This is a genomic window from Singulisphaera acidiphila DSM 18658 (genome assembly GCF_000242455.2).
Lineage (GTDB): Bacteria > Planctomycetota > Planctomycetia > Isosphaerales > Isosphaeraceae > Singulisphaera > Singulisphaera acidiphila.
Window position 1 is genome coordinate 2494111 of the sequence record NC_019892.1, and the last position, 25128, is coordinate 2519238.

The following is a 25128-nucleotide window of genomic DNA, read 5'->3' on the forward strand; positions in this document are numbered from 1 at the left end:
GTGAGGAAGGCCGATGGCTGGATTTCAGATGAAGAGGCTCGGGTTGATGATGGAGCCTGAGCCGGACAATCCGCTGGAGGTCGAAGGGGTTCTCAACCCGGCTGGGGTTCGCGGCCCTGATGGCCAGTTCTACCTCTTCCCGCGCCTGGTCGCGAAGGGAAACTACTCGCGCATCGGCATCGCACGGGTGAAGTTCAACGCCGATGGTGACCCGTCCGAGGTCGAGCGCCTCGGCATTGCACTGGAGCCCGAAGCGGACTACGAGCGACGGACTGATGGTGGCGGGGGCTGCGAAGACCCTCGGATTAGCTATGGCGAAGACCTCAAGCGTTATGTGATGACCTACACGGCACTTTCTTCCAGAGGTCCTCGGATTGCCATTGCCTTATCGGAAGATTTGTTCCACTGGCAGCGATTAGGGCTCGCAACCTTCCGCCCTTATGAAGGCATCGAATTCAATGGCGTGGACAACAAAGACGCCAGTGTCTTTCCCGTGGCCGTTCCCGATCCTCAAGGCCAACCAGCGATGGCAATCATCCACAGACCTCTTTTTCCCGGAACTCGACCAGAGGAAACCGTTTGCCAACTTTCGTCCCGAGAGGTGGATCTCCATCGCGAGAGCATCTGGATTTCCTATTGTCCACTTGGCGAAGCTGGCGACGAGCCTTATTACCTGAGCCACTTTGAGTTACATGATCGTTTGGCCAGCCCGGTGGCGCTCTGGGAGCAACTCAAGGTCGGCGGTGGCACCCCTCCGATCCTGACCAGGCATGGCTGGATGGTCATCTACCACGGCGTCCATGAACTGGCCGAACCAAGCACGGTAGCGCACAAGTTATGCTACTCCGCCGGGATACTGATCCTCTCCCAAGAGCATCCGCGGGTAATCCGTTATCGTTCGCCGGAGCCCGTGCTGACGCCGGAATTACCGCAGGAACGCATGGGGACGGTTGCCAACGTCGTGTTTCCCACCGCCATCGACCGCCGCGACGATCTTGGCTTGCCCGATCGATTCGACGTCTATTACGGGATGGCCGATAACCGGATCGGCGTGGCGCGTCTCGACGTGCCAGAATCCCTGCCGACAGGGGCACTCGCCGATCCGCCTAGAGCCAAGAGATCGCTTCCGAAGGGCGATCAATCTCAAACAGAGAGTCGTCGCGACGTCCCGATCACGATCAAAAAAGGTTCATCGCCAACATGTCACACTCAGCCATGATCGCTCCGCCCGAATTGGACGAGCTCTGCGTTAACACACTGCGCTTCCTGGCCGTGGATTCTGTACAGAAGGCCAAGTCCGGGCACCCCGGTCTGCCGCTGGGTTCAGCGGCCATGGCCTACGCGCTCTGGGATCGCTCGCTCAAGTTCAACCCGCGTGATCCCTTCTGGCCCGACCGGGACCGGTTCGTTCTCTCGGCCGGACATGGATGCGCACTCTTGTACGCTCTGCTTCACGTCACGGGCTTCGACCTGCCACTGGAAGAACTCGAGAGGTTCCGCCAGTGGGGAAGCCGTACCCCGGGGCATCCGGAATTCGGCAAGACCCCGGGCGTCGAGGCCACTACCGGTCCCCTGGGCCAAGGCCTGGCCAACGCGGTCGGCATGGCCATCGCCGAGGTGGCCCTTGCTGCACGCTTCAATCGACCGGGTCACCAGATCGTGGACCACTTCACTTACGTCCTGGCCAGCGACGGCGACCTGGAGGAAGGAATCTCCTCTGAGGCGGGATCGGAAGTCGGTCACCTGCGGCTGGGCAAGCTGATTGTTCTGTATGCCGACAACCACATCACGATCGAAGGCAGCACGGAGCTGGCCTTCACCGAAGACCGGACGGCCCGTTTCGCCGCGTTCGGCTGGCACGTCCAACGGATCGAGCAGAGCAACGACATCGACGCGGTCGCCGTTGCGCTGAAGGCCGCGCGGGAAGAGAGGGACAGGCCCTCCCTGATTGCAATTCGGACGCACATCGGCTTCGGCAGTCCCCACAAGCAGGACACCGCGGCGGCCCACGGGGAGCCGCTCGGTCTGGAGGAGGTCCGCCTGACCAAAGAGGGGTTGGGTTGGCCTGTGGAACCTCTCTTCCATATTCCCGAGGAGGCCCTGGAGCATTTCCGGGAAGCGGTCGCGCGGGGAAGTACCGCTCAGGCAGAATGGGAGCGACGTCTCGGGGCTTATGCGGAGGAATACCCTGACCTGGCCGCGGAGTTCCAGCGAGTCATGCACCAGCAGCTTCCGGAGGGTTGGGACGCCAACCTGCCGACATTCACCGCGGCGGAGGGCCCCATGGCGACCCGCATCGCTTCGGGAAAGACCATCACGGTCCTCGGCCCTCGTCTGCGCGAACTGATGGGCGGCTCGGCCGATCTTGCTCCCAGCACCCACACGAACATGGACGGGGCCGGGAACTTCGAGCCGGAGAACCGGGCGGGACGCAACATGCACTTCGGCATCCGGGAGCATGCCATGGGCGCCATCCTGAACGGCATGGCGGTACACCGCGGCCTCATCCCCTTTGGAGCGACCTTCCTGATCTTCAGCGACTACATGCGTCCTCCGATGCGCCTGGCGGCCATCAATGGCCTGCCGGTGATCTATGTCTTCACTCACGACAGCATCGCCATGGGAGAGGACGGCCCGACCCATCAGCCTGTCGAACAACTGGTGGGATTGCGATCGATTCCCGGCATGGTCGTCATCCGGCCGGCGGACGCCAACGAGACGGTTGCCGCCTGGCGGATTGCCATTGAGCGGAGGGACGGTCCCGTTGCCCTGGTGTTGACCCGCCAAGGCCTCCCCGTGCTCGACCTGGCCCGCTATCCGGGCATACCTTCGGGAGTGCCGCTTGGCGGCTATGTCCTCGCGGACTCTCCGCCGGGCACACGACCCGACATCATCCTGATCGCGACCGGCTCCGAAGTGCATCTAGCGCTGGAGTCGCAAGATCGGTTGGCGACCGAGGGCGTCCGGGCCAGGGTGGCAAGTCTGCCAAGTACCGACGTCTTCTCGATGCAGCCTGACCGGTATCGGGACGAGGTCTTGCCCCCAGGAGTGCCCCTGCTGGTCATCGAGGCCGGCGCGTCCCTCGGCTGGAGGTCCTATGTCGGCCCCCAGATCGCCGTGATCGGGGTGGACACCTTCGGGGCATCGGCCCCCGGCCCGGTTGTGATGCAGCATTATGGCTTCACCGTGGAGAATGTCTGCAAGCAAGCCCATAACTTGCTCCGGCAGGTGAAGGAGAAACCCTGATGCGTGTGGGAATCGCCGCGGACCATGGAGGGTTTAACTTGAAAGAGCAGATTGGGGAGTCGCTACGTAGCGCGGGCTATGAGGTCGTGGACTTCGGCGCAGACCAACTGGATCCCAGTGACGACTACCCCGACTTCATCATCCCCCTGGCCAGGGCCGTGGCCGAGGGGCAAATCGAACGCGGAGTGGCGCTCTGCGGCAGTGGCGTGGGAGCGTCGATCGCCGCGAACAAGGTTTCCGGCGTCCGTGCAGGGCTCATCCATGATGTCTTCTCCGCTCACCAGGGCGTCGAAGATGATGACATAAATGTCTTTTGTCTGGGTGGAAATATCATCGGGGCTGCGCTCGCTTGGGAGCTGATCGAGACCTTTCTGGCCGCTCGCTTCAGCGGCACCGATCGCCACAAACGCCGCCTGGCCAAAGTTGCAGGCGCTGGTGAACCAGAAGGTTGGCCCATGACGGGTACATTCGAGGAAAAGGCCGCAGCCCACAAGGGAGGTGCCTGATGTCCGACTCCCATTCAGACGCCTTGGTGCTCTTCGGTGTGACGGGCGATCTCGCCCATAAGATGATTTTTCCGGCGCTCTACGCACTGGCGAAGCGAGGCGCCCTGGAGGTCCCAGTCATCGGTGTCGCCTCGCCGGAGTGGAGTCTGGAGCAGCTCCACAATCGCGTGAAGAACAGTATAAAGCGATCGGGCGGAATCGATAACCAAGGAGCCTTCCATCATGTTCTGTCCCTGCTCAGTTACGTGAGCGGGGATTATAACGACCGGGGTACGTTCACGGCGATAAAGAAAGCGCTAGGAACCGCTCAGCGCCCGGCGCACTACCTCGCCATCCCGCCATCGCTCTTCCAGACCGTGATCGAAGGGCTCGGCGACGCGGGCATGGCCGATCATGCGCGGGTCATCGTGGAAAAGCCGTTCGGCCGCGACCTGTCCTCGTCGCGCGAGCTGAACCGCGTTGCAAGATCGGTATTCCCGGAAGACTCGATCTTCCGCATCGACCACTTCCTCGGGAAGGAGGCGATCATGAACATCCTCTATTTCCGCTTCGCAAACACGTTCCTGGAACCGATCTGGAACCGCAACTACGTGGCCAGCGTCCAGATAACCCTCTCCGAGAATTTTGGCGTGGAGGACCGCGGCGCGTTTTACGAAACCGCCGGCTGTCTGCGCGACGTGATCCAGAACCACCTGCTCCAGGTCGTCGCACTGCTTGCCATGGAGCCGCCGGCCTATCGGGGCTTTGGCGCTGTGCATGGCGAGAAAGCCAAGGTCTTCCAGGCCATGCGCCCTCTCAAGCCCGACGACCTCGTGCGCGGCCAGTACGATGGCTACCGGCAGGAGCCGAACGTGGCGAAGGACTCCGACGTCGAGACTTTCTGCGCCGTGCGGTTTTTCATCGACTCGTGGCGTTGGGAGGGAGTGCCCTGGTATCTGCGCTCCGGCAAATGCCTGGCCGACACGGCACACGAGGTCTTGGTGGAGTTGAAGCCGCCGCCACAGCAACTCTTCGCCGACTCAGCGCCAGCGACCGGCCGGGCCAACTATCTGCGATTCCGGCTCTCCCCCAGTGCCGCCGTCGCCCTCGCCGTTCGCGTGAAGCACGCAGGGAAGGAGTTCGTCGGTGATCAGCGAGAACTCTACCTTGTCGAAGAACAGGTGGGCGCGGAATCTCCCTATGAGCGGCTCCTGGGCGACGCCATGGTCGGCGACGGCGCGCTCTTCACCCGTGAGGACGCCGTTGAGGCCGCCTGGGCAGTGGTCGAGCCCGTCCTGAAGACCCACCACCGGACCCGACCCTACAAGCGCGGCAGTTGGGGGCCGAAAGAGGCTGACGACCTGATTGCCGCAGACGGATTCTGGCATAACCCCAATCCCGAGGAGGTGTCCGGGTGACGCTAATTGCCCCGAGGGAAGTCGAGGGATTCGGTCCCCTGGCCGAGCTTGCCCTGGATATGCACTGGCCCTGGAATCATGGCGCCGACGATGTGTGGCGGCAGCTTGATCCTGCTCTTTGGGAACTCCCCCGAAACCCCTGGGCGATTCTCCAGACTGTCTCGCGGGACAAGCTCCAGCACTTGTTGACCGACCCTGCATTCCGCAAGAACGTCGATGCTCTTGTGCAAGCCTGGCATCAGGCGGCGGAGACGCCCGCGTGGTTTCAGAAGACCTTCTCGCAATCTCCCCTGACCTGTGTCGGGTATTTCAGCATGGAATTCATGCTAAGCGAGGCTCTCCCCATCTATTCGGGCGGCCACGTGAATGTGGCCGGCGATCAGCTCAAAGCCGCCAGCGATCTGGAGGTGCCGGTGGTCGCCGTGGGACTGCTCTACCAGCAAGGTTATTTTCGCCAGGTGATTGACAAGGACGGAGCACAGCAGGCCCTCTTCCCTTACAACGATCCCGGTCAGTTGCCAATCGCACCGTTGCGTCGACCGAATGGGGAATGGCTGCGACTCGAACTCGCCCTACCCGGTTACCCGGCCTGGCTTCGCGCCTGGCATGTTCAGGTTGGCCGAGTGACGCTTTATCGCCTGGACAGCAACGATCTTGCAAACTTCCCAGCCCACAGAGGCATTACCAGCGAGCTTTATGGCGGCGGGCCGGAGTTACGGCTCCAGCAGGAGCTGGTGTTGGGAATCGGCGGATGGCGGTTGCTCCACGCGCTCGGCATCCAGCCGGAAGTCTGCCACCTGAATGAAGGGCATGCGGCGTTCGCCATTTTGGAACGAGTCAGGACTTTCATGAACGAGACCGGGCAGCCTTTCGAAGTCGCATTGGCCGTCACTAGAGCGGGGAACCTTTTCACCACCCACACGGCGGTTCCCGCGGGCTTTGACCGCTTCGCTCCGGATCTCATCAAGCAATACCTCGGTCGGTACGCCCAAGGCAAGCTTGGCATTACCGTCTACGATTTGCTGGCCCTGTGCCGCCGGAACCCAAACGACTCGTCGGAGAGTTTCAACATGGCCTATCTGGCAATCCAGGGGAGTGGGGCGGTCAACAGCGTCAGCCGCTTGCACGGGAAGGTGAGCCGGCACCTCCCGGCTGCTGCCGCCTACCGGTTGCGCTTTGCCAATAACGGCGCCATTGGCAGGGAAATCGTCGATTGTCAGCACCGGCTCGAACACAGATGGGCCACGCTCCAATTCGGTGAAGTGACGGTTGAGGCTAACGGCGACCAGAACCTATTTGAAGTTCCGGTGTATTTCGATGACTTCGACCCGGAGGCAGTTCGGGTGGAGCTCTACGCCGATGGAGCCAGAGACGGCGCTCCCGTGCGGCGGGAGATTAAGCGCGTCCGGCAACTGGTGGGCACGAGTGGCTACGCATATCGCACTTCGGTTCCTGCAACCCGCCTGGCCACGGATTATACGGTTCGACTCATACCACATCGCGACGGCCTGGCAGTTCCTCTGGAAGACGCTCATGTCTTGTGGCAGCGGCGGCACGATTCAGAAAATAAAAAAAACATGAACATGTATGACAAAATGCAAGGGGCGGCACAACCGAAAAGGATGCGACACCCCCAAGGTCCGCTGTCGTCCGAGTCTTCCGGCCAGGCGGCGGTAGGGCCTGCGCGCACTGCGAGCATGAAGGCGTCTGAACGCCCGCTAGCGGATTACGTCGCCGAAGTCTCCGAACGTAATGAAGTGCGGAGGGGCGTCCCTTTGCCGTTGGGACCCAATGAAACCAGGAGAGGAGTGAACTTTGCCTTATTCAGCCGTTGCGCCAGCCGCGTTCGGCTCGAGTTGTTTGATCAACCCTCAGACGCCATCCCCGCTAGGGTGATTGATCTCGATCCCGCACGCAACCGTACGGGTGATCTGTGGCACGCATGGGTTGAAGGGATTCGTCTCGGTCAACTCTATGCCTACCGTGTGGATGGCCCATACCAACCACCTGAAGAACATCATTTCAATTTCAACAAGCTTCTTCTATACCAATTTACCACAGCGATCTCGCCGTTCCCTGATTCGGATCTTGGCCTGGCGCGGGGATATGACTCGTCCGCGGGCAATCGCAACATGGTTTGTTCAAGAGTCGATGACGCCGGAGCTATGCCGAAATGCGTGTTTACTGATAGTCACTTCGACTGGCATGACGACCAGCCGCTCAGACACCCATCGTCAAATGCAGCTATTTATGAATTGCATATTTGTTGCTTCATGATTCATCCAAACTCTGGCGTGGAGCATCCCGGCACATACCGCGGCCTGATGGAAAAGATTCACTATTTGATAGAGCTGGGAATTACGTCCGTAGAATTTATGCCCATACATGAGTTCAACGAATACCATATGGCTGGCATCAATCCGCAAGTAGGCAATCCACTCAGGAATTACTGGGGCTACGATCCCGTGGCCTTCTTCGCTCCGAAAGCATCCTACAGTAGTGCGGGAGGGTTGGGTCAGCAGACGCTGGAGTTCAAGGAAATGGTCCTGGCGCTCCATCAGGCCGGCATCGAGGTGATTCTGGATGTCGTGTTCAATCACACGGCGGAGGGGAGCGAGCTGGGCCCAACGTTGTGTTTCCGCGGAATTGACAACGCGATTTTCTACATGCTGGCTTCAGACAAACGCTACTACATTAATTACACGGGTACCGGCAACACCGTCAACGCCAACCATCCCGTGGTTCGGGGCCACATCCTGGCCGCGTTCCGTTATTGGAAGATCGAGATGCATGTCGATGGGTTCCGTTTTGACCTGGCGTCGATCCTCGGTCGGGTCGGTAACGGCAAGTTGCTGGCCAACGCCCCGCTTCTCAAACGGATCGCCGAGGAGCCGATCTTGAGAGACGTGAAGATCATCGCCGAGGCATGGGACGCCGCCGGTGCGTACGAGGTGGGTCGTTTTTCGGAGCGGCGACGGGCGTCGTGGAATGGCCGGTACCGAGACGATGTCCGGCGTTTCTGGCGTGGCGATGATGGGATACTCGGATCGTTCGCCAGCCGCATCTGCGGCAGCGATGACATCTATACTAATTACTTCAAAGGACCCGAATGCAGCATCAATTACGTCACCTGCCACGACGGTATCACCCTCAATGACCTGGTGAGCTATCGCGACAAACACAATGAAGGCAACGGGCAAAACAACCATGACGGGACCGACGCCAACTTCAGCGAAAACAACGGCGCCGAGTGCGAGACGACGGATGCCGGGATCGAGACCGTGCGGAAAGGCCAGATTAAGAACTTCCTTCTGACCCTGCTGATCTCGCGCGGCGTGCCGATGCTGCTCGGCGGCGACGAATTTCGTCGAATGCAAGGCGGCAACAACACCCCCTACTGCCAGGACAACGAAACGAGCTGGCATAACTGGCGCCTTCTGGAACAGCACGGGGAGATTTTCCGCTTCACCCGTGGCATGATCGCCTTTCGTCGTGCCCATCCAATTCTGAGCAAGGAGCGATTCTACACGGACGCCGGGATCCATTGGTTTGGCCCAGGGGAGGATCGCCCAACTGGACTGCCCCAAAAGAAAAACAGTCTGCCTGTCTGATCCATGAATACAAATACCACTCGATTTACCTGATGTTCAACGCCAGCGCCGACGCAATCGATTTCGGCTTGCCCCCCCGTACAGTTCGGGGCTCGGTGGCATCGAGCGGTCGACACCGGTCGCAGAGCGCCCCATGATCTGTTTGCTTCGGGCGAGGAACCGCTTTGGGAAGATCCACAAACTTACCACCTGAGCCTCCGATCGAGCGCAATACTTCTGGCTCGATGATCGAACGCCCAAAGGTGACGTACGGCGTTGATGAAATTCAAATGATAATATAACAAGAAATTAAAAATGAAAACGATCAAAGAACTTCACGATATGGGCCAGAGTCTCTGGCTCGACAACATCACCCGAGGTCTGCTGAACAGCGGCACGCTCCGCCGCTACATCCAGGAGTTCTCGGTCACGGGGCTCACCTCGAACCCCACGATCTTCGACCACGCCCTTAAGAACAGTGACGACTACGACGACGCCATTCGCCGGGAATTGAAGGAAGGCAAGTCGGGCGAGGCGCTGTTCTTCGAGCTGGCGCTGGACGACCTCACGCAGGCCGCCGATCTGTTTCGGCCGATCCACGACCGAACCAGCGGCGTCGATGGCTGGGTGTCCTTGGAGGTCTCGCCCCTGCTGGCCCACGACACGGCCGGCACCCTTGCCGCGGCCAAGGCTCTCCACGCCCGCGCGGGACGGCCCAATCTCTTCATCAAGATACCGGTCACCAAGGAGGGCCTCCCCGTCATCGAGGAGGCGATCTTCGCGGGCGTGCCGATCAACGTGACCTTGCTGTTCTCCCGCGAGCAATACGTGGCCGCCTCCGAGGCGTATCTGCGAGGCATCGAGAGGCGGATTGCCACCGGGCTGAATCCGGACGTCAGCTCCATTGCATCAATATTTATAAGTCGTTGGGATGTCGCGGTCACGGGCAAGGTGCCCGAGAATCTGCGTAATCACCTCGGCATTGCCATCGCCAAACGCACCTACAAGGCGTATCGCACGCTGATCGACTCCCCGCTTTACCAGCGAATTCTCAACGCCGGCGCCCGCCCCCAGCGCCTTCTGTGGGCCAGCACTGGAACCAAGGACCCCTCGGCCTCCGATCTCCTCTACATCAAGGCCCTCGCCGCCCCGTTCACAGTGAACACCAGGCCCGAGGGCACGTTGAACGCCCTGGCTGAGCATGGTGAGGTCGAAGGCATCCTCCCCGCGCACGGTGGCGACTGCGAGGAGGTGCTCACCAGTTTCGCCAAAGCCGGTATCGACATTGATGCCCTGGCCACTCAGCTCCAGGATGAAGGGGCCAGATCGTTTGTCAAGTCCTGGAAAGATCTTATGGCCTGCATCGCATCCAAAAGCGAGACACTAAAATGACCAACGCTGCGATGCCCGCTCAAGGTACCGCGCACTCGAATCACGGCGTGATTACGTCGGTGCGAGGAAGCGTGGTCGATGTCCGCTTCGAAGACAGCTTGCCGCCCATCTACTCGTTGCTACGCGCAGGGAAGGAAACGCGTGTCGCCATCGAGGTGCTGATGCAGCTCGATGCCCATCATGTCCGTGGGATTGCGTTGAATCCCACACAGGGACTCGCCCGCGGCATGGCCGTGGAGGACACCGGAGGGCCGTTGAAGGTGCCGGTTGGCAAAGAAATCCTTTCGCGAATGTTCGACGTCTTCGGAAATGCCATCGATCGCCTGCCGGCACCGTCCGACGTGGAATGGCGCACGATCCATCGAGGCCCTCCACCATTGGCCAGTCGATCCACGAAGTCCGAAGTCTTCGAGACCGGCATCAAGGTCATCGACGTGCTGGTGCCCCTGGAGCGCGGCGGCAAGGCGGGACTGTTCGGGGGCGCGGGCGTGGGCAAGACGGTGTTGCTCACCGAGATGATTCACAACATGGTCGGGCACCAAAAGGGCGTGAGCATGTTTTGCGGCATCGGCGAGCGCTGTCGCGAAGGGGAAGAACTCTACCATGATATGAAGGAAGCCGGGGTGCTCCCGCACATGGTCATGGTGTTCGGCCAGATGAACGAGCCTCCAGGCGCCCGGTTCCGGGTGGGCCTGGCGGCCCTCACGATGGCCGAGTACTTTCGGGACGACGAGCATCGTGACGTGCTATTGCTCATCGACAACATTTTTCGGTTCATCCAGGCGGGCATGGAGGTGTCAGGCTTGATGGGACAGATGCCGTCACGCCTGGGATATCAACCGACGATGGGCACCGAGTTATCGGGGCTGGAGGAGCGCATTGCCAACACGGACACGGGCGCCATCACGTCCATTCAGGCCGTCTATGTGCCGGCGGACGACCTGACCGACCCGGCCGCGGTGCACACGTTCTCGCACCTCTCCGCCTCGATCGTTCTCTCCCGCAAGCGGGCAAGCGAGGGACTCTATCCGGCCATCGATTTGCTGCAATCCAACTCCAAGATGGCGACCTCGGCGATCATCGGTGATCGTCATTACCTCCTCGCGCAGGAAATCCGAAAGACCTTGGCGCAATACGAGGAACTCAAGGACATCATCGCCATGCTCGGGATGGAGCAACTGTCTCCGGATGATCGTATCATCGTCGGTCGCGCCCGAAGGCTGGAGCGATTTCTGACCCAGCCGTTCTTTGCAACCGAGCAGTTCAGTGGCATCAAAGGAAAGGACGTCAGCCTGGAGGACGCGATCGACGGCTGCGAGCGCATCCTGAAGGATGAGTTCAAGGACTATCCAGAAGGTGCTTTCTACATGATCGGGGCCATCGACGAGGCCAAAGAGAAAGCGAGGGCCGTCAAGGCCGTAAATCCTGCCGAACCAGGTCCGAAACCCAAAGGTTCGGTGAAGCCGCAGGCGGCAGGAAAACCCATAACCGCGGTCGAACAGGGAGCCAACGCCCATTAATCTCAAGATTCTTTTGCCCTACCGGATCTTCGTCGAGCAGAAGGGCGTGAAGCGGATCGTGGCCCAGACACCCCAGGGTTCGTTTGGACTCTTGCCGCACCGTCTCGACTGCGCAGCAGCCCTGGCACCGGGCATTCTGACCTATGAAACGGAGGCGGAAGGCGAGATCTATCTGGCCGTCGATCAAGGAGTGTTGGTCAAGGCCGGCATGGATGTTCTGGTCTCGGTACGCAATGCGATTGGCGGGTCAGACCTCGATCAACTCCACGAGGCGGTGAAGCGGGAGTTTCTCAACGTGGACGAGCAGGAGAAGAGCGTTCGCTTGGTTCTGGCGAAGATGGAGAGCGGATTTATCCGCCGCTTCATGGAATTTCAACATGAATGAAGAGAATAGAGCGAATGGCGAGGACAAGGAGACCTTATTCAGCCGGCAGATCGGCGCCCAGGCGGCGCGCAAACTGAAGGCTCAGCACGGAGCCGCAAAGAGTATCTGGTTCGGCCTGGGCATGTCGGGGTTAATCGGCTGGTCGGTGACGATCCCGACCCTGATCGGCGCGGCAATCGGTATCTGGGTGGACGCGCATTATCCGAGCAAGTATTCATGGACGCTGATGCTGCTTCTCATGGGTTTGCTCATCGGCTGTTTCAATGCCTGGCATTGGGTCGACTCGGAATATAAGGAAATACAGGAGGATCTGGATGAGTGACATACCGGCTCTTGCCTTGGCGTTCGTTGCCGGCGCCTTCCTCGGTGTGATCTTCTTCGGCAGCCTTTGGTGGACGGTTCAGAGGGGTATGACTTCCGACAGCCCGGTGCTCTGGTTTTTCGGCAGCCTGCTACTACGGACAGGTATTATTCTGGCTGGATTCTATTTTGTTTCTCAGAACCATTGGTCGAGGCTGGTGATGTGCCTCTTCGGGTTTCTGATCGCGCGAGTCATCGTCGTGATGCGGCTCACACGAGCGCCGGCGGATGAGATGACTCCATTGGAAGAGGAGACAAGCAGTGCGCCTTACTCCCGATGAACTGGTTTTCTGGCGTTACGGCTTTCTCGAGCTCAATAGCACGATCGTTACGACCTGGGGGTTGATGCTCGTGATGACCGTCGGTTCGTGGCTCATCACGCGCAAGCTCATTGCAGAAGTGCGTATTTCACGATGGCAAGGCTTTCTAGAAATTGTGGTCACGACGATTCAAGAACAGATCAAGGAAGTGGGTTTGCACCATCCAGAAAAGTATCTCGGTTTCATTGGCACCTTGTTTCTGTTTATCGCAGTGGCCAACCTCTGTGCTATCCTCCCCGGGTACGAAGCACCGACCGGCTCGCTCTCGACCACGTCGGCGCTGGCGGTCTCGGTGTTTGTCGCCGTGCCCTTCTTCGGTATCGAGGAACAAGGGTTGGGCGGTTACCTCAAGAGCTACCTGAAGCCGACTTGGATCATGTTGCCGTTCAACATCATCAGCGAGCTCTCGCGCACGTTCGCACTGGCCATCCGTCTGTTCGGCAACATCATGAGCGGGACGATGATCGTTGCCATCTTGCTGACGATCACGCCCCTCATCTTCCCGATCTTTATGAACCTGCTCGGATTGCTCACTGGCATGGTTCAGGCTTACATTTTCAGCATCCTCGCCACGGTTTACATCGCGGCCGCCACGAAAACCCGCGAATCATGAGACAAGACAAACATTAACGAAAGGACACGCATGAACAGCACGACTGTTATCGCGATCTGTTCGATCATCACCGCCGGGGTCACGATCGGACTGGGGAGTATCGCGCCCGCGCTCGGCGAAGGGCGGGCGGTCTCGACGGCCTTGACGTCGCTGGCGCAGCAACCCGATGCAGCGAAGACGATCACACGAACCTTGTTCGTGGGTCTGGCGATGATCGAATCCATTGCCATCTATTGTCTCGTGGTCTCGATGATTCTGATCTTCGCCAACCCGTTCTGGAACCACGTCATCGCACATGCTACAGGAAAGTGAGCCATGCTGATTAATTGGTTCACCGTCGTCGCCCAGGCGATCAACTTCCTCATCTTGGTGTGGTTGTTGAAGAGGTTCCTTTACAAACCCATCCTTCACGCCATCGACGAGCGCGAGAAAGGGATCGCCACCGTACTCGCAGAGGCCGAGGCGAAGAAGACCGAGGCGCAAAAGGAACGCGACGACTTTCAGCACAAGAACGAGGCATTCGACCAAGAGCGCGCCTCGCTCTTGAAAAAAGCCACCGAGGATGCCTCTGCCGAACGTCAGCAGTTGCTTGATGAAGCACGAAAAGATGCCGATTCGTTGCGTGCCAAACGCCAGGCCGCGTTGCGAGCCGAACAGCTTAATCTGAGTCAAGACCTCAGCCGCTGGACTCAGAAGCAAGTCTTCGCCATCACGCGGAAGACGCTAACGGACCTCGCCGGTGCCAGCCTCGAGGAACGCATGGGCGACGTATTCGTGCAGCGTGTCCGCGCCTTGACTGGGGCGGCCAAGGAGCAGTTGGAGACCGCCTTCGAGACGTCAAACCACACGGTGAGTGTCCATAGCGCATTCGATCTAGCGCCGGCACAGCAAAGCGCGATCGAAAGTGCGGTGAAAGAAACGTTCGCCCCGGACGCTCATGTCCAGTTCGAGACCTCGTCGGCGCTGGTCAGCGGTATTGAACTCTCCATCAACGGTTACAAGATTGCCTGGAGCATCGCGGATTATCTCGCGACTTTGGAAAAGAGCGCCGGCGAACTTCTGCACGAAGATGCCAAGCCCGAACCCAAACCGGACGCAAAGGAGAAGCCAGAGGCAGGGACGAAATCTAAGTCCGGACTAACTGCTGAAACCAAGTGCGAACCCAAACGCACGCCTGAACCGGTGCCCTCGGCCCCAAAGGCGGACCATTGAATAATTCGCCGGATAGCCTGCACAGCATCTTCGACCACGCGTTTGTGGGGATAAGCCGCGCTCTGGAAGCGTTCACCCCGCGAATGACGCCGCGTGGGGTGGGCTCGATCATGACCGTATCCATCGGTGTCGCCAAGGTCTCGGGCCTTCCGGGCGTCGGTTTTGACGAATTGGTGAAGTTTCCCGGCGATCTCTACGGCATCGCGTTCAACGTCGATGAAGAGGAAATCGGCGTCGTGCTGCTTGGCGCTTGCTGGCACCTGCACGCCGGCGATGAGGTCGAGCGAACGGGTCGTGTCATGGACGTACCGGTGGGCTATGGACTAATCGGGCGCGTCATCGACCCATTGGGCGGGCCACTCGATGGCAAAGGACCGGTTCCCTCAACCCAGCGTTTGCCGATCGAGCGTCCTGCCCGACCGATCATGGACCGCGCTCCGGTCACCGTGCCTTTGCAAACTGGCCTTGTCGTCATCGATGCGCTCATTCCGATCGGCCGCGGCCAGCGTGAGCTGATTCTTGGCGACCGGCAAACCGGCAAGTCCGCCATCGCGATCGACACCATTCTGAACCAGCACGACCAAAACGTCCTGTGCGTCTATTGCGCGATCGGCCAGCGTGCCTCCGCCGTCGCCAAGGTCATCGCGAACCTTCGCGAAAAAGGGGCGATGGATTACACGGTCGTCGTCGTGGCCGAAGGGAACGACCCGCCCGGTCTCGCCTACATCGCCCCGTACGCCGCGACCAGCATCGCTGAGCATTTCATGGAAGCGGGCCGGGACGTGCTCATCGTCTACGATGACCTCACCCACCACGCCCGTGCTTATCGAGAGCTTTCGCTGCTCCTGCGCCGCCCGCCGGGGCGTGAGGCGTTTCCCGGCGATATCTTTTACATCCACTCGCGGCTGCTGGAGCGTGCCACGCATCTTCGCGACGACCTTCACGGCGGCTCGCTCACCGCTTTGCCGATCATTGAGACAGAGGCGCAGAATATCTCCGCGTACATCCCCACCAATCTCATTTCGATAACGGACGGTCAAATCTATCTGTCGCCGACGCTATTCGAGCTGGGCGTTCTTCCCGCCGTCGACGTCGGCAAGTCCGTTTCGCGCGTCGGCGGTAAGGCGCAACGGGCGGTCTACCGAGCGGTTGCGGGCGACCTCAAGCTCGCATACGCGCAGTTCACAGAGCTTGAGTCCTTTGCCAAGTTCGGCACCCGCCTCGATGACCACACCCGCAAGATTATCGAACACGGCCAGCGAATCCGGGCCGTCCTGAAACAACCGGAGCTCGAACCGGTGTCCGTCCCCGAACAGATCGTCATCCTCGTGGCATTGACCGGCGGTCTGCTCGACAGCGTGCCGATCAGCAAGGTGCGGGATGCCGAGAAAGCTCTGAGAAAGGCAGTGGCGGACGTCCCGGTTGAAGTTCGTAAACGCTTTTCCTCGAACGACAAGCTGAGCGACGAGGACCGCAAAGTGATTCTACAAGTCGCCGGCAAAGCGGTCGCGCCGTTTCAGCCACAACCGGTTCCCGAACCCAAGAAGACGTCATGAGCGATACGCTGGCGAGTTTACGCCGCAAGATCAACGGAGCGGGCGATCTCAAATCGGTGGTCCGCTCTATGAAGGCCTTGGCGGCCTCAAGCATCGGACAATATGAGAAGTCCGTGCTGGCGCTGGCGGACTATGATCGGACCGTGGAACTAGGCTTGGCCGTGTGCTTGAGGAATCGGGAGGCCGCCGCTGAGCAAGCCGGGCGGCCAGGCGGGGGTGCGAAGGCGGTGGACGCCATTGTCTTCGGCTCGGATCAGGGACTGGTGGGCCAGTTCAATGATGTGCTGGCGGATTATGTCGCCAAGGCCCTCAATCCTCTTCCCGGTGAAAAGAACGTCTGGGCCGTCGGCGAGCGCGTTCAATCTCGGCTGGAGGATGGCGGTCTCCCGACGGTGGGACTCTTCGCCGTTCCGACTTCCGTCAATGCCATCGCGCCGCTCGTCGGGCAGATTGTCGTGGAGAGTGAGGCGCATCACGGTGAGGGCGAGATCGTTCAACTTTATCTCTTTCACAACCGCCCCAACTCCGGGGCGACTTACGAACCCGTCAGTCAACGCCTGCTGCCCCTGGACGAATCATGGGCGATCAGGCTGTCCAATCTCCCCTGGCCGACCAAAAACCGGCCCGAGGTGATCGATGGCGGTGAGCGGACGTTGCAGGCACTCGTCCGGGAGTATCTTTTCGTATCGCTCTTCAAGGCTTGCGCCGAATCGTTGGCCGCCGAGAACGCGAGCCGCCTGGCCGCCATGCAGCGGGCGGAAAAAAACATCGACGACCTGGTAGGAAACCTGAATCAGACGTTCCGCCGCCTGCGGCAGACTTCCATTGATGAGGAATTATTCGACGTCCTTTCCGGCTACGAATCCTTGTCGAAAAGAAAAACGCACTGAGGTGCGACTTGAAACCAAGAGCAATCAACCTGTTGAGAGCAAGGCTATGGATCAACATAAAGATCGCGTTTTGAACTTCACTGATGACTCCAAGGCCAAGAACGTCGGGGGCGTGCCCCCGGGACGTCCCCTCATCCTAACGATCAATGGTGGATCGTCGAGCCTCAAGTTCGCACTCTTTGATCGGAATGGGCCATCCGCGCGTCTCCAGTCCGGTCGGGTCGACCGGATCGGGCTGGATGCTGCTCGGTGGATCCTGACCCAGGCCAACGGAGAACGTCAAGAAGACCGCCTTGTCGATGCCCCGGATCAGAAGGCAGCCGTCTACCTGGTCATCAAATGGCTCGAACACACAGTCGGATTCGGAGAGATCGCCGCGATCGGGCATCGTATCGTTCACGGGGGGAGTCGTTACCATCAGCCCGAACTCATCACGGCGGAACTGATCGACAACTTACGCAAGACCAGTTCCTACGACCCGGATCACTTGCCGGGAGAGATCGCGTTGATCGAGGCGTTCCAAAACCGTGATCCGGACCTACCCCAGGTCGCGTGCTTCGACACGGCGTTTCATCACAACATGCCGCGCATCGCCCAGATCGTCCCGATCCCCCGGCGGTACGAGGCGGTGGGGGTCCGTCGCTACGGCTTCCACGGCCTCTCGTATGCGTATTTGATGGAGGAACTGGCCTGCGTCGCCGGCCTGGAGGAAGCGCGGGGCCGAGTCGTCCTGGCCCACCTCGGTTCCGGCGCGAGCCTGGTGGCGGTCCGGGGAGGACATTCCGTTGACACTTCCATGGGCTTCACGCCGACCTCCGGCCTGGTAATGGGGACACGAACCGGCGATCTCGATCCAGGCCTGGTCCGATTCCTGTCCCGCGCGGAGGGGATGACAGCCAACCAGTTCGACAGTCTCGTGAGCCACGAGTCCGGCCTGCTCGGCGTCTCCGAGACCAGCCCCGATGTGCGCGATCTCCTGGCGCGTCAGAACGTCGATGTCCGGGCGGCCGAGGCGATCGAACTGTTCTGCTACCAGGCGAAGAAATGGATCGGGGCTTACGCCGCCGTACTGGGAGGCATCGACACTCTGGTGTTCGCTGGGGGAATCGGCGAGAACTCGCCCGAGATCCGCCGCCGCATTTGTGAGGGCTTGGGGTTTTTCGGGATCGTCATGGACGATGGCCGAAACGCATCCGACGCCCTCCTGATCTCAACCGACGAGGGACCGGTCAAGGTCCGGGTCATCCGCACTGACGAAGAAGTGATGATTGCCAAGGCCACGGCTCGACTCACGGGCCGGCCGTTATGATTTGTCGTCATCCACGAAGTCACATCACCAGAATCCGATGAAGGAGTCAGCCGATGTCCACAGCCAAAGCCACGACGAGCCTGAACGACTCCGGACTGAAGCCTTCGACGATTCTTGCGTCGCAATCTCCGGACAAGACGGGACCCCTCGACCCGGAACAACTCCGCAAGATCCATGCCTACTGGCGAGCCGCGAATTACCTGTCCGTCGGCCAGATCTATCTCTGCGAAAACCCTTTGCTCCGGGAACCGCTGAAACTGGAGCACGTGAAACAACTTTTGCTGGGGCACTGGGGCACGACGCCGGGACAGAACTTCATCTACGCGCATCTGAACCGGGTCATCAAAGAACATGACCTCAACATGATCTACATCTCCGGCCCCGGCCACGGCGCCCCGGCGGTGGTGGGCAACGTCTATCTCGAAGGCACCTACAGTGAGGTCTATCCGAACATCAGCGAGGATGAAGCCGGGCTGAAGAAGCTGTTCAAGCAGTTCTCCTTCCCCGGCGGGATTTCCAGCCACGTTTCACCCCAGACCCCCGGGTCGATCCACGAAGGCGGCGAGCTGGGATATTCGATCAGTCATGCCTTCGGGGCCGCGTTCGACAATCCGGACTTGGTCGTTGCCTGTGTCGTCGGCGACGGCGAGGCCGAGACCGGACCCCTGGCCACTGCATGGCATTCCAACAAGTTCCTCGACCCAATCACCGATGGGGTGGTGCTGCCGATCCTGAACCTCAACGGCTTCAAGATCTCCAACCCGACGGTCCTCGCACGGATCACGCACGAGGAATTGGAGCACTTGTTCCTCGGCTACGGCTGGACACCGTACTTCGTCGAGGGAGAAGACCCGGAGACGATGCATCAGATCATGGCCGCAACCCTCGATAAGGTCGTCGAGCAAATCCAGAAGATCCAGCACGACGCCCGCATCCAGGGCAACGCGACTCGACCGCGCTGGCCGATGATCGTCCTCCGATCGCTCAAGGGATGGACCGGACCGAAAGTCATTGATGGTCTCCCCGTCGAGGGCACATTCCGGGCACATCAGGTGCCGCTTTCCGTGTCTTCCTCGACTCCTCCCGACCATCTCGAGCAGCTTGAAAGCTGGATGAGAAGTTACAAGCCGGAAGAACTCTTCGACGAGCGCGGCCGGCTTCTGCCCGAACTGGCCGCACTGGCGCCGGAGGGCGACCGACGGATGGGGGCCAATCCCCACGCCAATGGCGGGAAACTGTTGCGGAGGCTCCACATGCCGGACTTCCGCGACTACGCCGTCAACGTCCCTGCGCCCACCGCCGTTGAGGCCGGCAACGTGCACGTGCTGGGCCCCTTCCTTCGCGACGTGATCAAGTTGAATGAGAACCCGCGGAACTTCCGAATCTTCGGCCCGGACGAGACGATCTCCAATCGGCTGGAAGCCGTCTTCGAGGTAACCAATCGGCAATGGGACGCCGCGACGGTGGCAAACGACGAATTCCTTGCGCCCTGTGGCGACGTCATCGAGATGCTCAGCGAGCACCAGTGCGAAGGTTGGCTGGAGGGGTACCTTCTGACTGGGCGGCACGGGCTATTCAACAGCTACGAGGCGTTCATCCGGATCGTCGATTCGATGTTCACCCAGCACGCCAAATGGCTGAAGATGAGTCTGGAACTGCCGTGGCGGCGGAAGATCGCCTCGCTGAACTACCTGCTGACCTCCCACGTCTGGCGACAGGACCACAACGGCTTCACGCACCAGGACCCCGGTTTCATCGACCACGTCATCAACAAGAAGTCCGAGATGGTGCGTGTCTACCTCCCGCCCGACGCAAACTGCCTCCTGTCGACCATGGATCACTGCCTGCGCAGCCTGAACTACATCAATCTCGTGGTTTGCGGTAAGCACGATGCCCCCCAATGGCTCACCATGGATGCCGCCGTCGAGCACTGCACGGAAGGGATCGGCATCTGGCAATGGGCCAGCAACGACCAGGATGGCGAGCCAGACGTGGTGATGGCCTGCGCCGGGGACGTCCCCACCCTGGAGACTCTGGCGGCTGTGTCGATCCTCCGCGAGCATCTGCCTGAGCTGAAGATCCGGGTGGTCAACGTCGTCGACCTGATGAGGCTGGAGCCCGACACTGAAGGCCCGCACGGGATGAGCGACGTGGAGTACGACTCGCTCTTCACGAAAGACAAGCACATCATCTTCGCCTTCCACGGATACCCTTGGCTGGTCCACCGCCTGACGTACCGCAGGGCCAACCGCAACCTGCACGTCCGGGGCTACAAGGAAGAGGGCACCATCACGACCGCCTTCGACATGACAGTGATGAACGACATGGACCGCTTCCACCTGGTCATAGACACGGTCGACCGCTTGCCGCAGACGGGTTCCAAGGGGGCTTATCTCAAGCAGCAGCTTGCGGACAAGCTCGTCGAACACAGGCGATACATCAAAGAACACGGCGTGGACATGCCGGAAATCCGGGAGTGGAAATGGGGCGACTCCAAATGAATGCACCGGAGCTTGTAGACACCTCGAGGATGCTCGTCGCAGGCGACAAGGGCCTACTGGCGATGGATGAAAGCACTCCAACCTGCGACAAACGATTTGCCAGGTCGGCGATTCCCCAGACCGAGGAGGCCCGGCACGCCTATCGGGAGCTGATCGTGACCACGCCCGGACTCAGTAAGTCCATCAGTGGGGCGATCCTCTACGACGAGACGCTCCGCCAGCAGACGAAGGATGGCACTCCCTTCGTAAGAATCATCACCGATGCAGGAATCTGCACTTTCTGCAACTTGATGTACGTTTGCGGCCGACGGGTGGCGAGTCGAAGAGGGCCGGCCCAATCGGGATGATGGCGGTTACCAAGCCAGTCAGACACCCAAACGGAGCCGGCCCCATGACATCCTCGCATCCGTAGCCCATCCCATGCCAGTGGTTCGCCTACCTCACCGCCGTCCTCGATCGCCGCTCCGCACCACGGCTCGCCCTCCTCTTCCTCGGCGCTCTCCTGGCGTGCGGTCGGCGAACTGTCACCAGTTGGATCCGCGCCGCCGAACTCAGTGACAAGTTCCAGTCCTGCTACACCGCCGTGGCGGCGGCCGGCAAGGAGAGTGACAGCATCGCCGCGCGCCTGGTCATGGAGGCGGTCAAGCCACTGGTGACCGGGGCCAAACGGCTCACCCTCGCCCTGGACGACACCCCGACAAAGCGGTACGGGCCGCACGTCCAGGGGGCGGCGTCCATCACAACCCGACATCGGGCCCGGCCAGTTCCCCTTACGTCTATGGCCACGTCTTCGTCGTGTTCGGACTCCTGCGACTCACCCCGCGTGGGGCGTGGTGGCGCTGCCGCTGTTGTCCCGCTTGTACGTCCGGGCGAAGGACCTGCCGGCCATCGACACAAAGCACCGGCCCAAGTTCCGGACCAAGTTGGTGTTGGCCGTCGAACTGTTGCGGTGGGCAATGCCGTAGCTGGGGCAGCTGGACAGGCCGCTGTGGGTCGTCGCCGACGGTACCTACGCCAAGGCCGACTTCCTCAAGCCGGCGCAAACGCTGGGGATGACGGTCGTCAGCCGACTCCGCAAGGACTCGGCCTTGCACACACTCCCCGGCCCCCGACCGCCGGGGCGGCCGGCCCTGTTTGTACGGCGAACACCGCATCGACCTGGCCAAGCGGGCCGGCCAGCGGCGCGGCTGGTCCACCGGCGTGTTCGACTTGTACGGGGAGAAGGCGGTCAAACGGTACAAGACATTCCTGGCGACGTGGCGGCCAACCGGCGGAGCGATCCGCGTGGTCTTGGTCGACGAGGCGACGGGGTGGCGTGCGTTCTTCTGCACCGACGTCTCGGCGAGTGTGGCGGACATTCTGGGGGCCGTAGCCGCGTGCTTCAGCCTGGAGGAGGTGGTCTCGAAGGTCAAAGGCTCGCTGCAGTTGGCGGCGGCGTGGACGAAGGACGCGGTCTATGCGGCGTTCGGTTCGGCCTTGCACGACGTACCCCTCGAAGATATCGCGGGATGGTTCCAGGATCGAGCAGCGTACGCCATGCAACAGTGAGCGGGTGTAACTCTGGAATCTGGAGATCAAGCGGCGGTCCGAGTCCAGAGGCTCTCCCATTCCGGGGTATCGGCAGTGGCGATCAGGGACGCCATGCCCTCCAGGTGATCCACGCACCAGCCTCGTCCCGGGACTTTGAGCCGACGGCCCATCCGCCGCGCCAGGCTCTCCACTCCGCCGCTACCGATCGAGCGGCCCGTGCGGAGTCGACCGTAATAGCCGAGACGGTCGGTATGCTTGGCGAAGTCGCCGATCAGTTCATCGAGGCCGGCCTGACCGGCCGTCGTCCGGCCCGCGACCGGAGTGGCTCCGACGTGGTCGAGCAGCCCCGGCCAGCCGTCGGCCAGGAGCGAGTGCCGCCCTCGTTCGACCCAGTCGGCGGCCTCGTCGCCGAACAGGGCGCGGCCCGCCGAGGCCAGATGCTCGCAGGCGTGGAAGACGTCCAGGAGTTGCGTGACCGCGGGGAACTGCGTCGAGGCCGCGTTCCAGATCCACTCGGCGCCGTCGCCCAGGACCGTCAACGAACCGGCCGGCTCGATCCCCAACGCCTGGGCTAGCGGCGTCCATCGCGCCGCGAATGTCTCGCTATCGGCGACCGTGGCATAGGCCGCCTGCGCCGTCGGCCGCGGCAGTTCCCGCTCGGCCCAGGCGTCAGGTTCGGCCGGTTCGCCGAGCGGTCGCTTCAGGTACAACGCCATCTTCAGTTCCCGCCAGCCGCCGCGGGTCGGAGCCATGACGCCGTCAGTCAGGAACTCAATTTCCCCCTCGGCGTCCTCGAAGTGCGCCTTCGGCGGCTCCTGCTCGCGCCGCCGCGTCAGAGCTTGGGCGGCGCGATGACTATGCCGGCGGATCGTCTCGCCGTTGATGGGGACGCCAGCGAACTCGTGCAGGCGGTCGGAGGCGACGTCGAATGACCAACTCGCCGCCGCCAGGCAGGCCAACCGGGTGGCGTGCGGGCTGAGGAAGTCGTCGACGCCGAGGCGGGCGTCGAGGGGATGAGCCGTCAGGCCACAGCCGTGGCATCGCAGCGAGCGACGACGCAGCGTCACCCGGCCGGCGGCGATCACGGTCGTCTTGGCCGTCTGGTCCTTGATCGCGCGACGGCCGCCGCAGGGGCAGGCTCGGCCGGGAGCCCCTTTTTCTCGGCCGCCTGCGCCTGCTGCTGCAAGGCCGACTCCAGGGCGACACGGGTCAACTCGCGGCCGAGTCGAACAGCGGTCAACTCGCCGACGGCCAGGACTTGACCGTCCGGAGCCGCATCGGTGACGGCCTCCAACTCGCGCGCCATCGCCAGGGCCTGTTCGACCAAGATCGACTCCAACTCCGTCCTGACCGTGACCGTCCGCTCCATCGCTTCGCCTCCAGGGGTGTCGGGGAGCATCCCGTCATACCAGGGAGGCGGCAGAATTTCCAGATTCCAGAGTTACACCCCCAGTGAGGAGCTCTAAAGGGGCATTGCTGCCATCGGCGCGGATGAGGACGTCGGCATCGAGCCGCGTCATCGTGTTCGCGCGAATCAAGGTGAGAATTGTCCGCGTAATGCGTGACCCCGGACCGTTTTCACTCGGCCCCGCCTGCAAGACCCAACCCGGGAGGCGCCGAGCCAGCTCGCTGCCATGCTCGGGCGATTCGACGAGCACGGCCATTCGGAGTTTGCCATCGATCGTTCGAGACAATCCTCCGCGATCGTCGACGTGTGAGTCGTGCCCTGGGAAGCCGACGACTTGCCCGGCATCGAACGCCTTCGCGAGGTTGGCGATGACGCTGTTTCGACGATCATGATGCCAGACCGCCAGGCGTTTCCGCTCCAGGGGATCGAGCCCGGGAGGCAGCGTCACCAGCGGCGACTCGGACAGCAGAACTCGGACGGGGGCGCGACGGCCATTGTGATCGGGGACCTGATAGATCGTGGGACCGACCAATGCCTCAATGAGGAGTCGCGTCCGGGTACCGTACCGATTTCCTCGTTCGCCAAAACCGTAGACCCGATGATCGGCGATCAGCTTCTGATGCTCGATGCTCATGGCCGACGCCGCCTCTTCGGTCCGCTCGAAGACCAGGATATCGGTCTGCTGATTCTCGAAGCTGTTGAACGTGCAGACCCGGAGCCGCACTTCGGAGCGGAACGAGCCGCCGTGGAAGTGCTCGACCGGCTTGCGGGATCCTTGTGCCAGGAAGTGACGAAGCCAGCGCCCCCTCCGGATCGACGTGGTGAGAACCGAGATGGTTGCGTCGGGATAGGCCCGCGCCATCGCGACGATCAAGCGAATCTTGTCGCGACGGCCGCAAACCTCGAGCTGGCCGCGGCGGTTCTCGGCCAACGACTCGACGAAGACCTGGGTTTCCGCACCCGCCTTGGCCACCCACTATTGATCCTGACGCATCCAGCACTCGCGACCATGATAGGTGCCGTCGATGACCTCGACCTCGTAGCCGTTCTGCCGGAGTATCTCCGCGACACGCGGAACCGAGCCCGCACCCATGAAGTCTCGATCGGGTTCCTTGCCCTCGTACATCGACTTGCGCACCAAGACGGATTCAACGCCCGTCGGTCCTCCCGAGCGATAGGTGCGCTGGGTGAACTGGAGGTACGGAAGGATCACGTGCGGCAACCCCGGTTCGATTCAGGCGCGCTTGCCGTCGACCGTGATCCGAACCACCTGAGGCCTGTTCGCCCGCGGCAGCGAGCGACGTGGGCTTGATCTCGATTTAGCCATGGGAATCTCCGTGACGAAGTCGCTGAAGTTCCAATCTCAGTAGTTCGGATCGAAGGCCGTCGGGGG

General features: G+C 61.2%; 22 protein-coding genes and 3 pseudogenes. 21 read left to right on the top strand and 4 right to left on the bottom strand.

What is annotated here, in order from left to right; translation table 11 throughout:
* Window positions 1-13: 13 nt before the first annotated feature.
* From SINAC_RS09905 to SINAC_RS41160, 21 genes and pseudogenes are all read left to right on the top strand, one after another.
* Entirely contained in the window at window positions 14-1219 is a 1206-nt protein-coding gene (locus SINAC_RS09905; RefSeq protein ID WP_015245532.1) for a glycoside hydrolase family 130 protein, read from the top strand.
* Window positions 1201-3246 carry a transketolase gene (tkt, locus tag SINAC_RS09910; RefSeq protein WP_020465581.1) on the top strand — a complete coding sequence of 682 codons (2046 nt, stop codon included), beginning with the start codon at window positions 1201-1203 and terminating at the stop codon, window positions 3244-3246. Before SINAC_RS09905 ends, tkt begins: the two co-directional genes overlap by 19 nt.
* On the top strand, window positions 3246-3752 hold the full coding sequence (locus SINAC_RS09915) for an RpiB/LacA/LacB family sugar-phosphate isomerase (protein WP_015245534.1): 507 nt from the start codon (window positions 3246-3248) through the stop codon (window positions 3750-3752). The genes tkt and SINAC_RS09915 overlap by 1 nt, the downstream gene beginning before the upstream one ends.
* On the top strand, window positions 3752-5149 hold the full coding sequence (zwf, locus tag SINAC_RS09920; protein ID WP_015245535.1) for a glucose-6-phosphate dehydrogenase: 1398 nt from the start codon (window positions 3752-3754) through the stop codon (window positions 5147-5149). Before SINAC_RS09915 ends, zwf begins: the two co-directional genes overlap by 1 nt.
* The gene (gene glgX / locus SINAC_RS42160) at window positions 5146-8760 is read left to right on the top strand and encodes a glycogen debranching protein GlgX (RefSeq protein ID WP_202802821.1); all 3615 of its coding nucleotides are present in this window, start codon (window positions 5146-5148) and stop codon (window positions 8758-8760) included. Before zwf ends, glgX begins: the two co-directional genes overlap by 4 nt.
* Window positions 8761-9054: 294 nt before the next feature.
* Window positions 9055-10131, top strand: coding sequence for a transaldolase (tal, locus tag SINAC_RS09930; protein WP_015245536.1), 1077 nt, complete (start codon window positions 9055-9057; stop codon window positions 10129-10131).
* Window positions 10128-11651 carry a F0F1 ATP synthase subunit beta gene (gene atpD, locus SINAC_RS09935; RefSeq protein WP_015245537.1) on the top strand — a complete coding sequence of 508 codons (1524 nt, stop codon included), beginning with the start codon at window positions 10128-10130 and terminating at the stop codon, window positions 11649-11651. Before tal ends, atpD begins: the two co-directional genes overlap by 4 nt.
* Complete coding sequence (locus SINAC_RS09940; RefSeq protein ID WP_026011908.1) at window positions 11647-12036, top strand: F0F1 ATP synthase subunit epsilon; 390 nt, start codon at window positions 11647-11649, stop codon at window positions 12034-12036. Before atpD ends, SINAC_RS09940 begins: the two co-directional genes overlap by 5 nt.
* Window positions 12029-12358: an AtpZ/AtpI family protein gene (locus SINAC_RS09945; RefSeq protein ID WP_015245539.1), complete on the top strand. Its 330-nt coding sequence runs from the start codon at window positions 12029-12031 to the stop codon at window positions 12356-12358. Before SINAC_RS09940 ends, SINAC_RS09945 begins: the two co-directional genes overlap by 8 nt.
* Window positions 12351-12677, top strand: coding sequence for an ATP synthase subunit I (locus tag SINAC_RS09950; RefSeq protein ID WP_015245540.1), 327 nt, complete (start codon window positions 12351-12353; stop codon window positions 12675-12677). The genes SINAC_RS09945 and SINAC_RS09950 overlap by 8 nt, the downstream gene beginning before the upstream one ends.
* Window positions 12658-13329 carry a F0F1 ATP synthase subunit A gene (locus SINAC_RS09955; protein WP_015245541.1) on the top strand — a complete coding sequence of 224 codons (672 nt, stop codon included), beginning with the start codon at window positions 12658-12660 and terminating at the stop codon, window positions 13327-13329. Before SINAC_RS09950 ends, SINAC_RS09955 begins: the two co-directional genes overlap by 20 nt.
* Before the next feature lie 30 nt (window positions 13330-13359).
* Window positions 13360-13641 carry a F0F1 ATP synthase subunit C gene (locus tag SINAC_RS09960; protein ID WP_015245542.1) on the top strand — a complete coding sequence of 94 codons (282 nt, stop codon included), beginning with the start codon at window positions 13360-13362 and terminating at the stop codon, window positions 13639-13641.
* 3 nt (window positions 13642-13644) lie between these two features.
* Window positions 13645-14541 (top strand): F0F1 ATP synthase subunit B family protein, encoded by an 897-nt coding sequence (locus tag SINAC_RS09965; RefSeq protein WP_015245543.1) that lies wholly within the window; start codon window positions 13645-13647, stop codon window positions 14539-14541.
* Window positions 14538-16097, top strand: a complete 1560-nt coding sequence (locus SINAC_RS09970; protein ID WP_015245544.1) for an alternate F1F0 ATPase, F1 subunit alpha — start codon at window positions 14538-14540, stop codon at window positions 16095-16097. The genes SINAC_RS09965 and SINAC_RS09970 overlap by 4 nt, the downstream gene beginning before the upstream one ends.
* On the top strand, window positions 16094-16987 hold the full coding sequence (locus SINAC_RS09975) for a F0F1 ATP synthase subunit gamma (RefSeq protein ID WP_015245545.1): 894 nt from the start codon (window positions 16094-16096) through the stop codon (window positions 16985-16987). Before SINAC_RS09970 ends, SINAC_RS09975 begins: the two co-directional genes overlap by 4 nt.
* A gap of 46 nt (window positions 16988-17033) precedes the next feature.
* Window positions 17034-18296: an acetate/propionate family kinase gene (locus SINAC_RS09980; protein WP_015245546.1), complete on the top strand. Its 1263-nt coding sequence runs from the start codon at window positions 17034-17036 to the stop codon at window positions 18294-18296.
* 53 nt (window positions 18297-18349) lie between these two features.
* Window positions 18350-20797, top strand: coding sequence for a phosphoketolase family protein (locus SINAC_RS09985; RefSeq protein ID WP_015245547.1), 2448 nt, complete (start codon window positions 18350-18352; stop codon window positions 20795-20797).
* Window positions 20794-21069 (top strand): annotated as a pseudogene (locus SINAC_RS09990) (class I fructose-bisphosphate aldolase); the annotation flags it as partial. The gene SINAC_RS09985 and the pseudogene SINAC_RS09990, both read left to right, overlap by 4 nt.
* Before the next feature lie 230 nt (window positions 21070-21299).
* Window positions 21300-21470: pseudogene (locus SINAC_RS41155) on the top strand (IS701 family transposase); the annotation flags it as partial.
* A gap of 313 nt (window positions 21471-21783) precedes the next feature.
* Window positions 21784-21951 (top strand): annotated as a pseudogene (locus SINAC_RS41820) (IS701 family transposase); the annotation flags it as partial.
* Window positions 21932-22345, top strand: coding sequence for a hypothetical protein (locus SINAC_RS41160; protein ID WP_020465575.1), 414 nt, complete (start codon window positions 21932-21934; stop codon window positions 22343-22345). The pseudogene SINAC_RS41820 and the gene SINAC_RS41160, both read left to right, overlap by 20 nt.
* Before the next feature lie 26 nt (window positions 22346-22371).
* Here SINAC_RS41160 and SINAC_RS10000 read toward each other — a convergent pair whose 3' ends face one another.
* The 4 genes from SINAC_RS10000 to SINAC_RS10015 are packed head-to-tail and all read right to left on the bottom strand — an operon-like array spanning window position 22372 to window position 24948.
* Window positions 22372-23412 (bottom strand): ISLre2-like element ISSiac5 family transposase, encoded by a 1041-nt coding sequence (locus SINAC_RS10000; protein ID WP_015245548.1) that lies wholly within the window; start codon window positions 23410-23412, stop codon window positions 22372-22374.
* The gene (locus tag SINAC_RS10005; protein WP_020465574.1) at window positions 23409-23726 is read right to left on the bottom strand and encodes a hypothetical protein; all 318 of its coding nucleotides are present in this window, start codon (window positions 23724-23726) and stop codon (window positions 23409-23411) included. The genes SINAC_RS10000 and SINAC_RS10005 overlap by 4 nt, the downstream gene beginning before the upstream one ends.
* A 4-nt stretch (window positions 23727-23730) precedes the next feature.
* Entirely contained in the window at window positions 23731-24708 is a 978-nt protein-coding gene (locus SINAC_RS10010) for a hypothetical protein (protein WP_015245550.1), read from the bottom strand.
* Between the two features lie 3 nt (window positions 24709-24711).
* Window positions 24712-24948, bottom strand: a complete 237-nt coding sequence (locus SINAC_RS10015; protein WP_015245551.1) for a hypothetical protein — start codon at window positions 24946-24948, stop codon at window positions 24712-24714.
* Window positions 24949-25128: the final 180 nt, after the last annotated feature.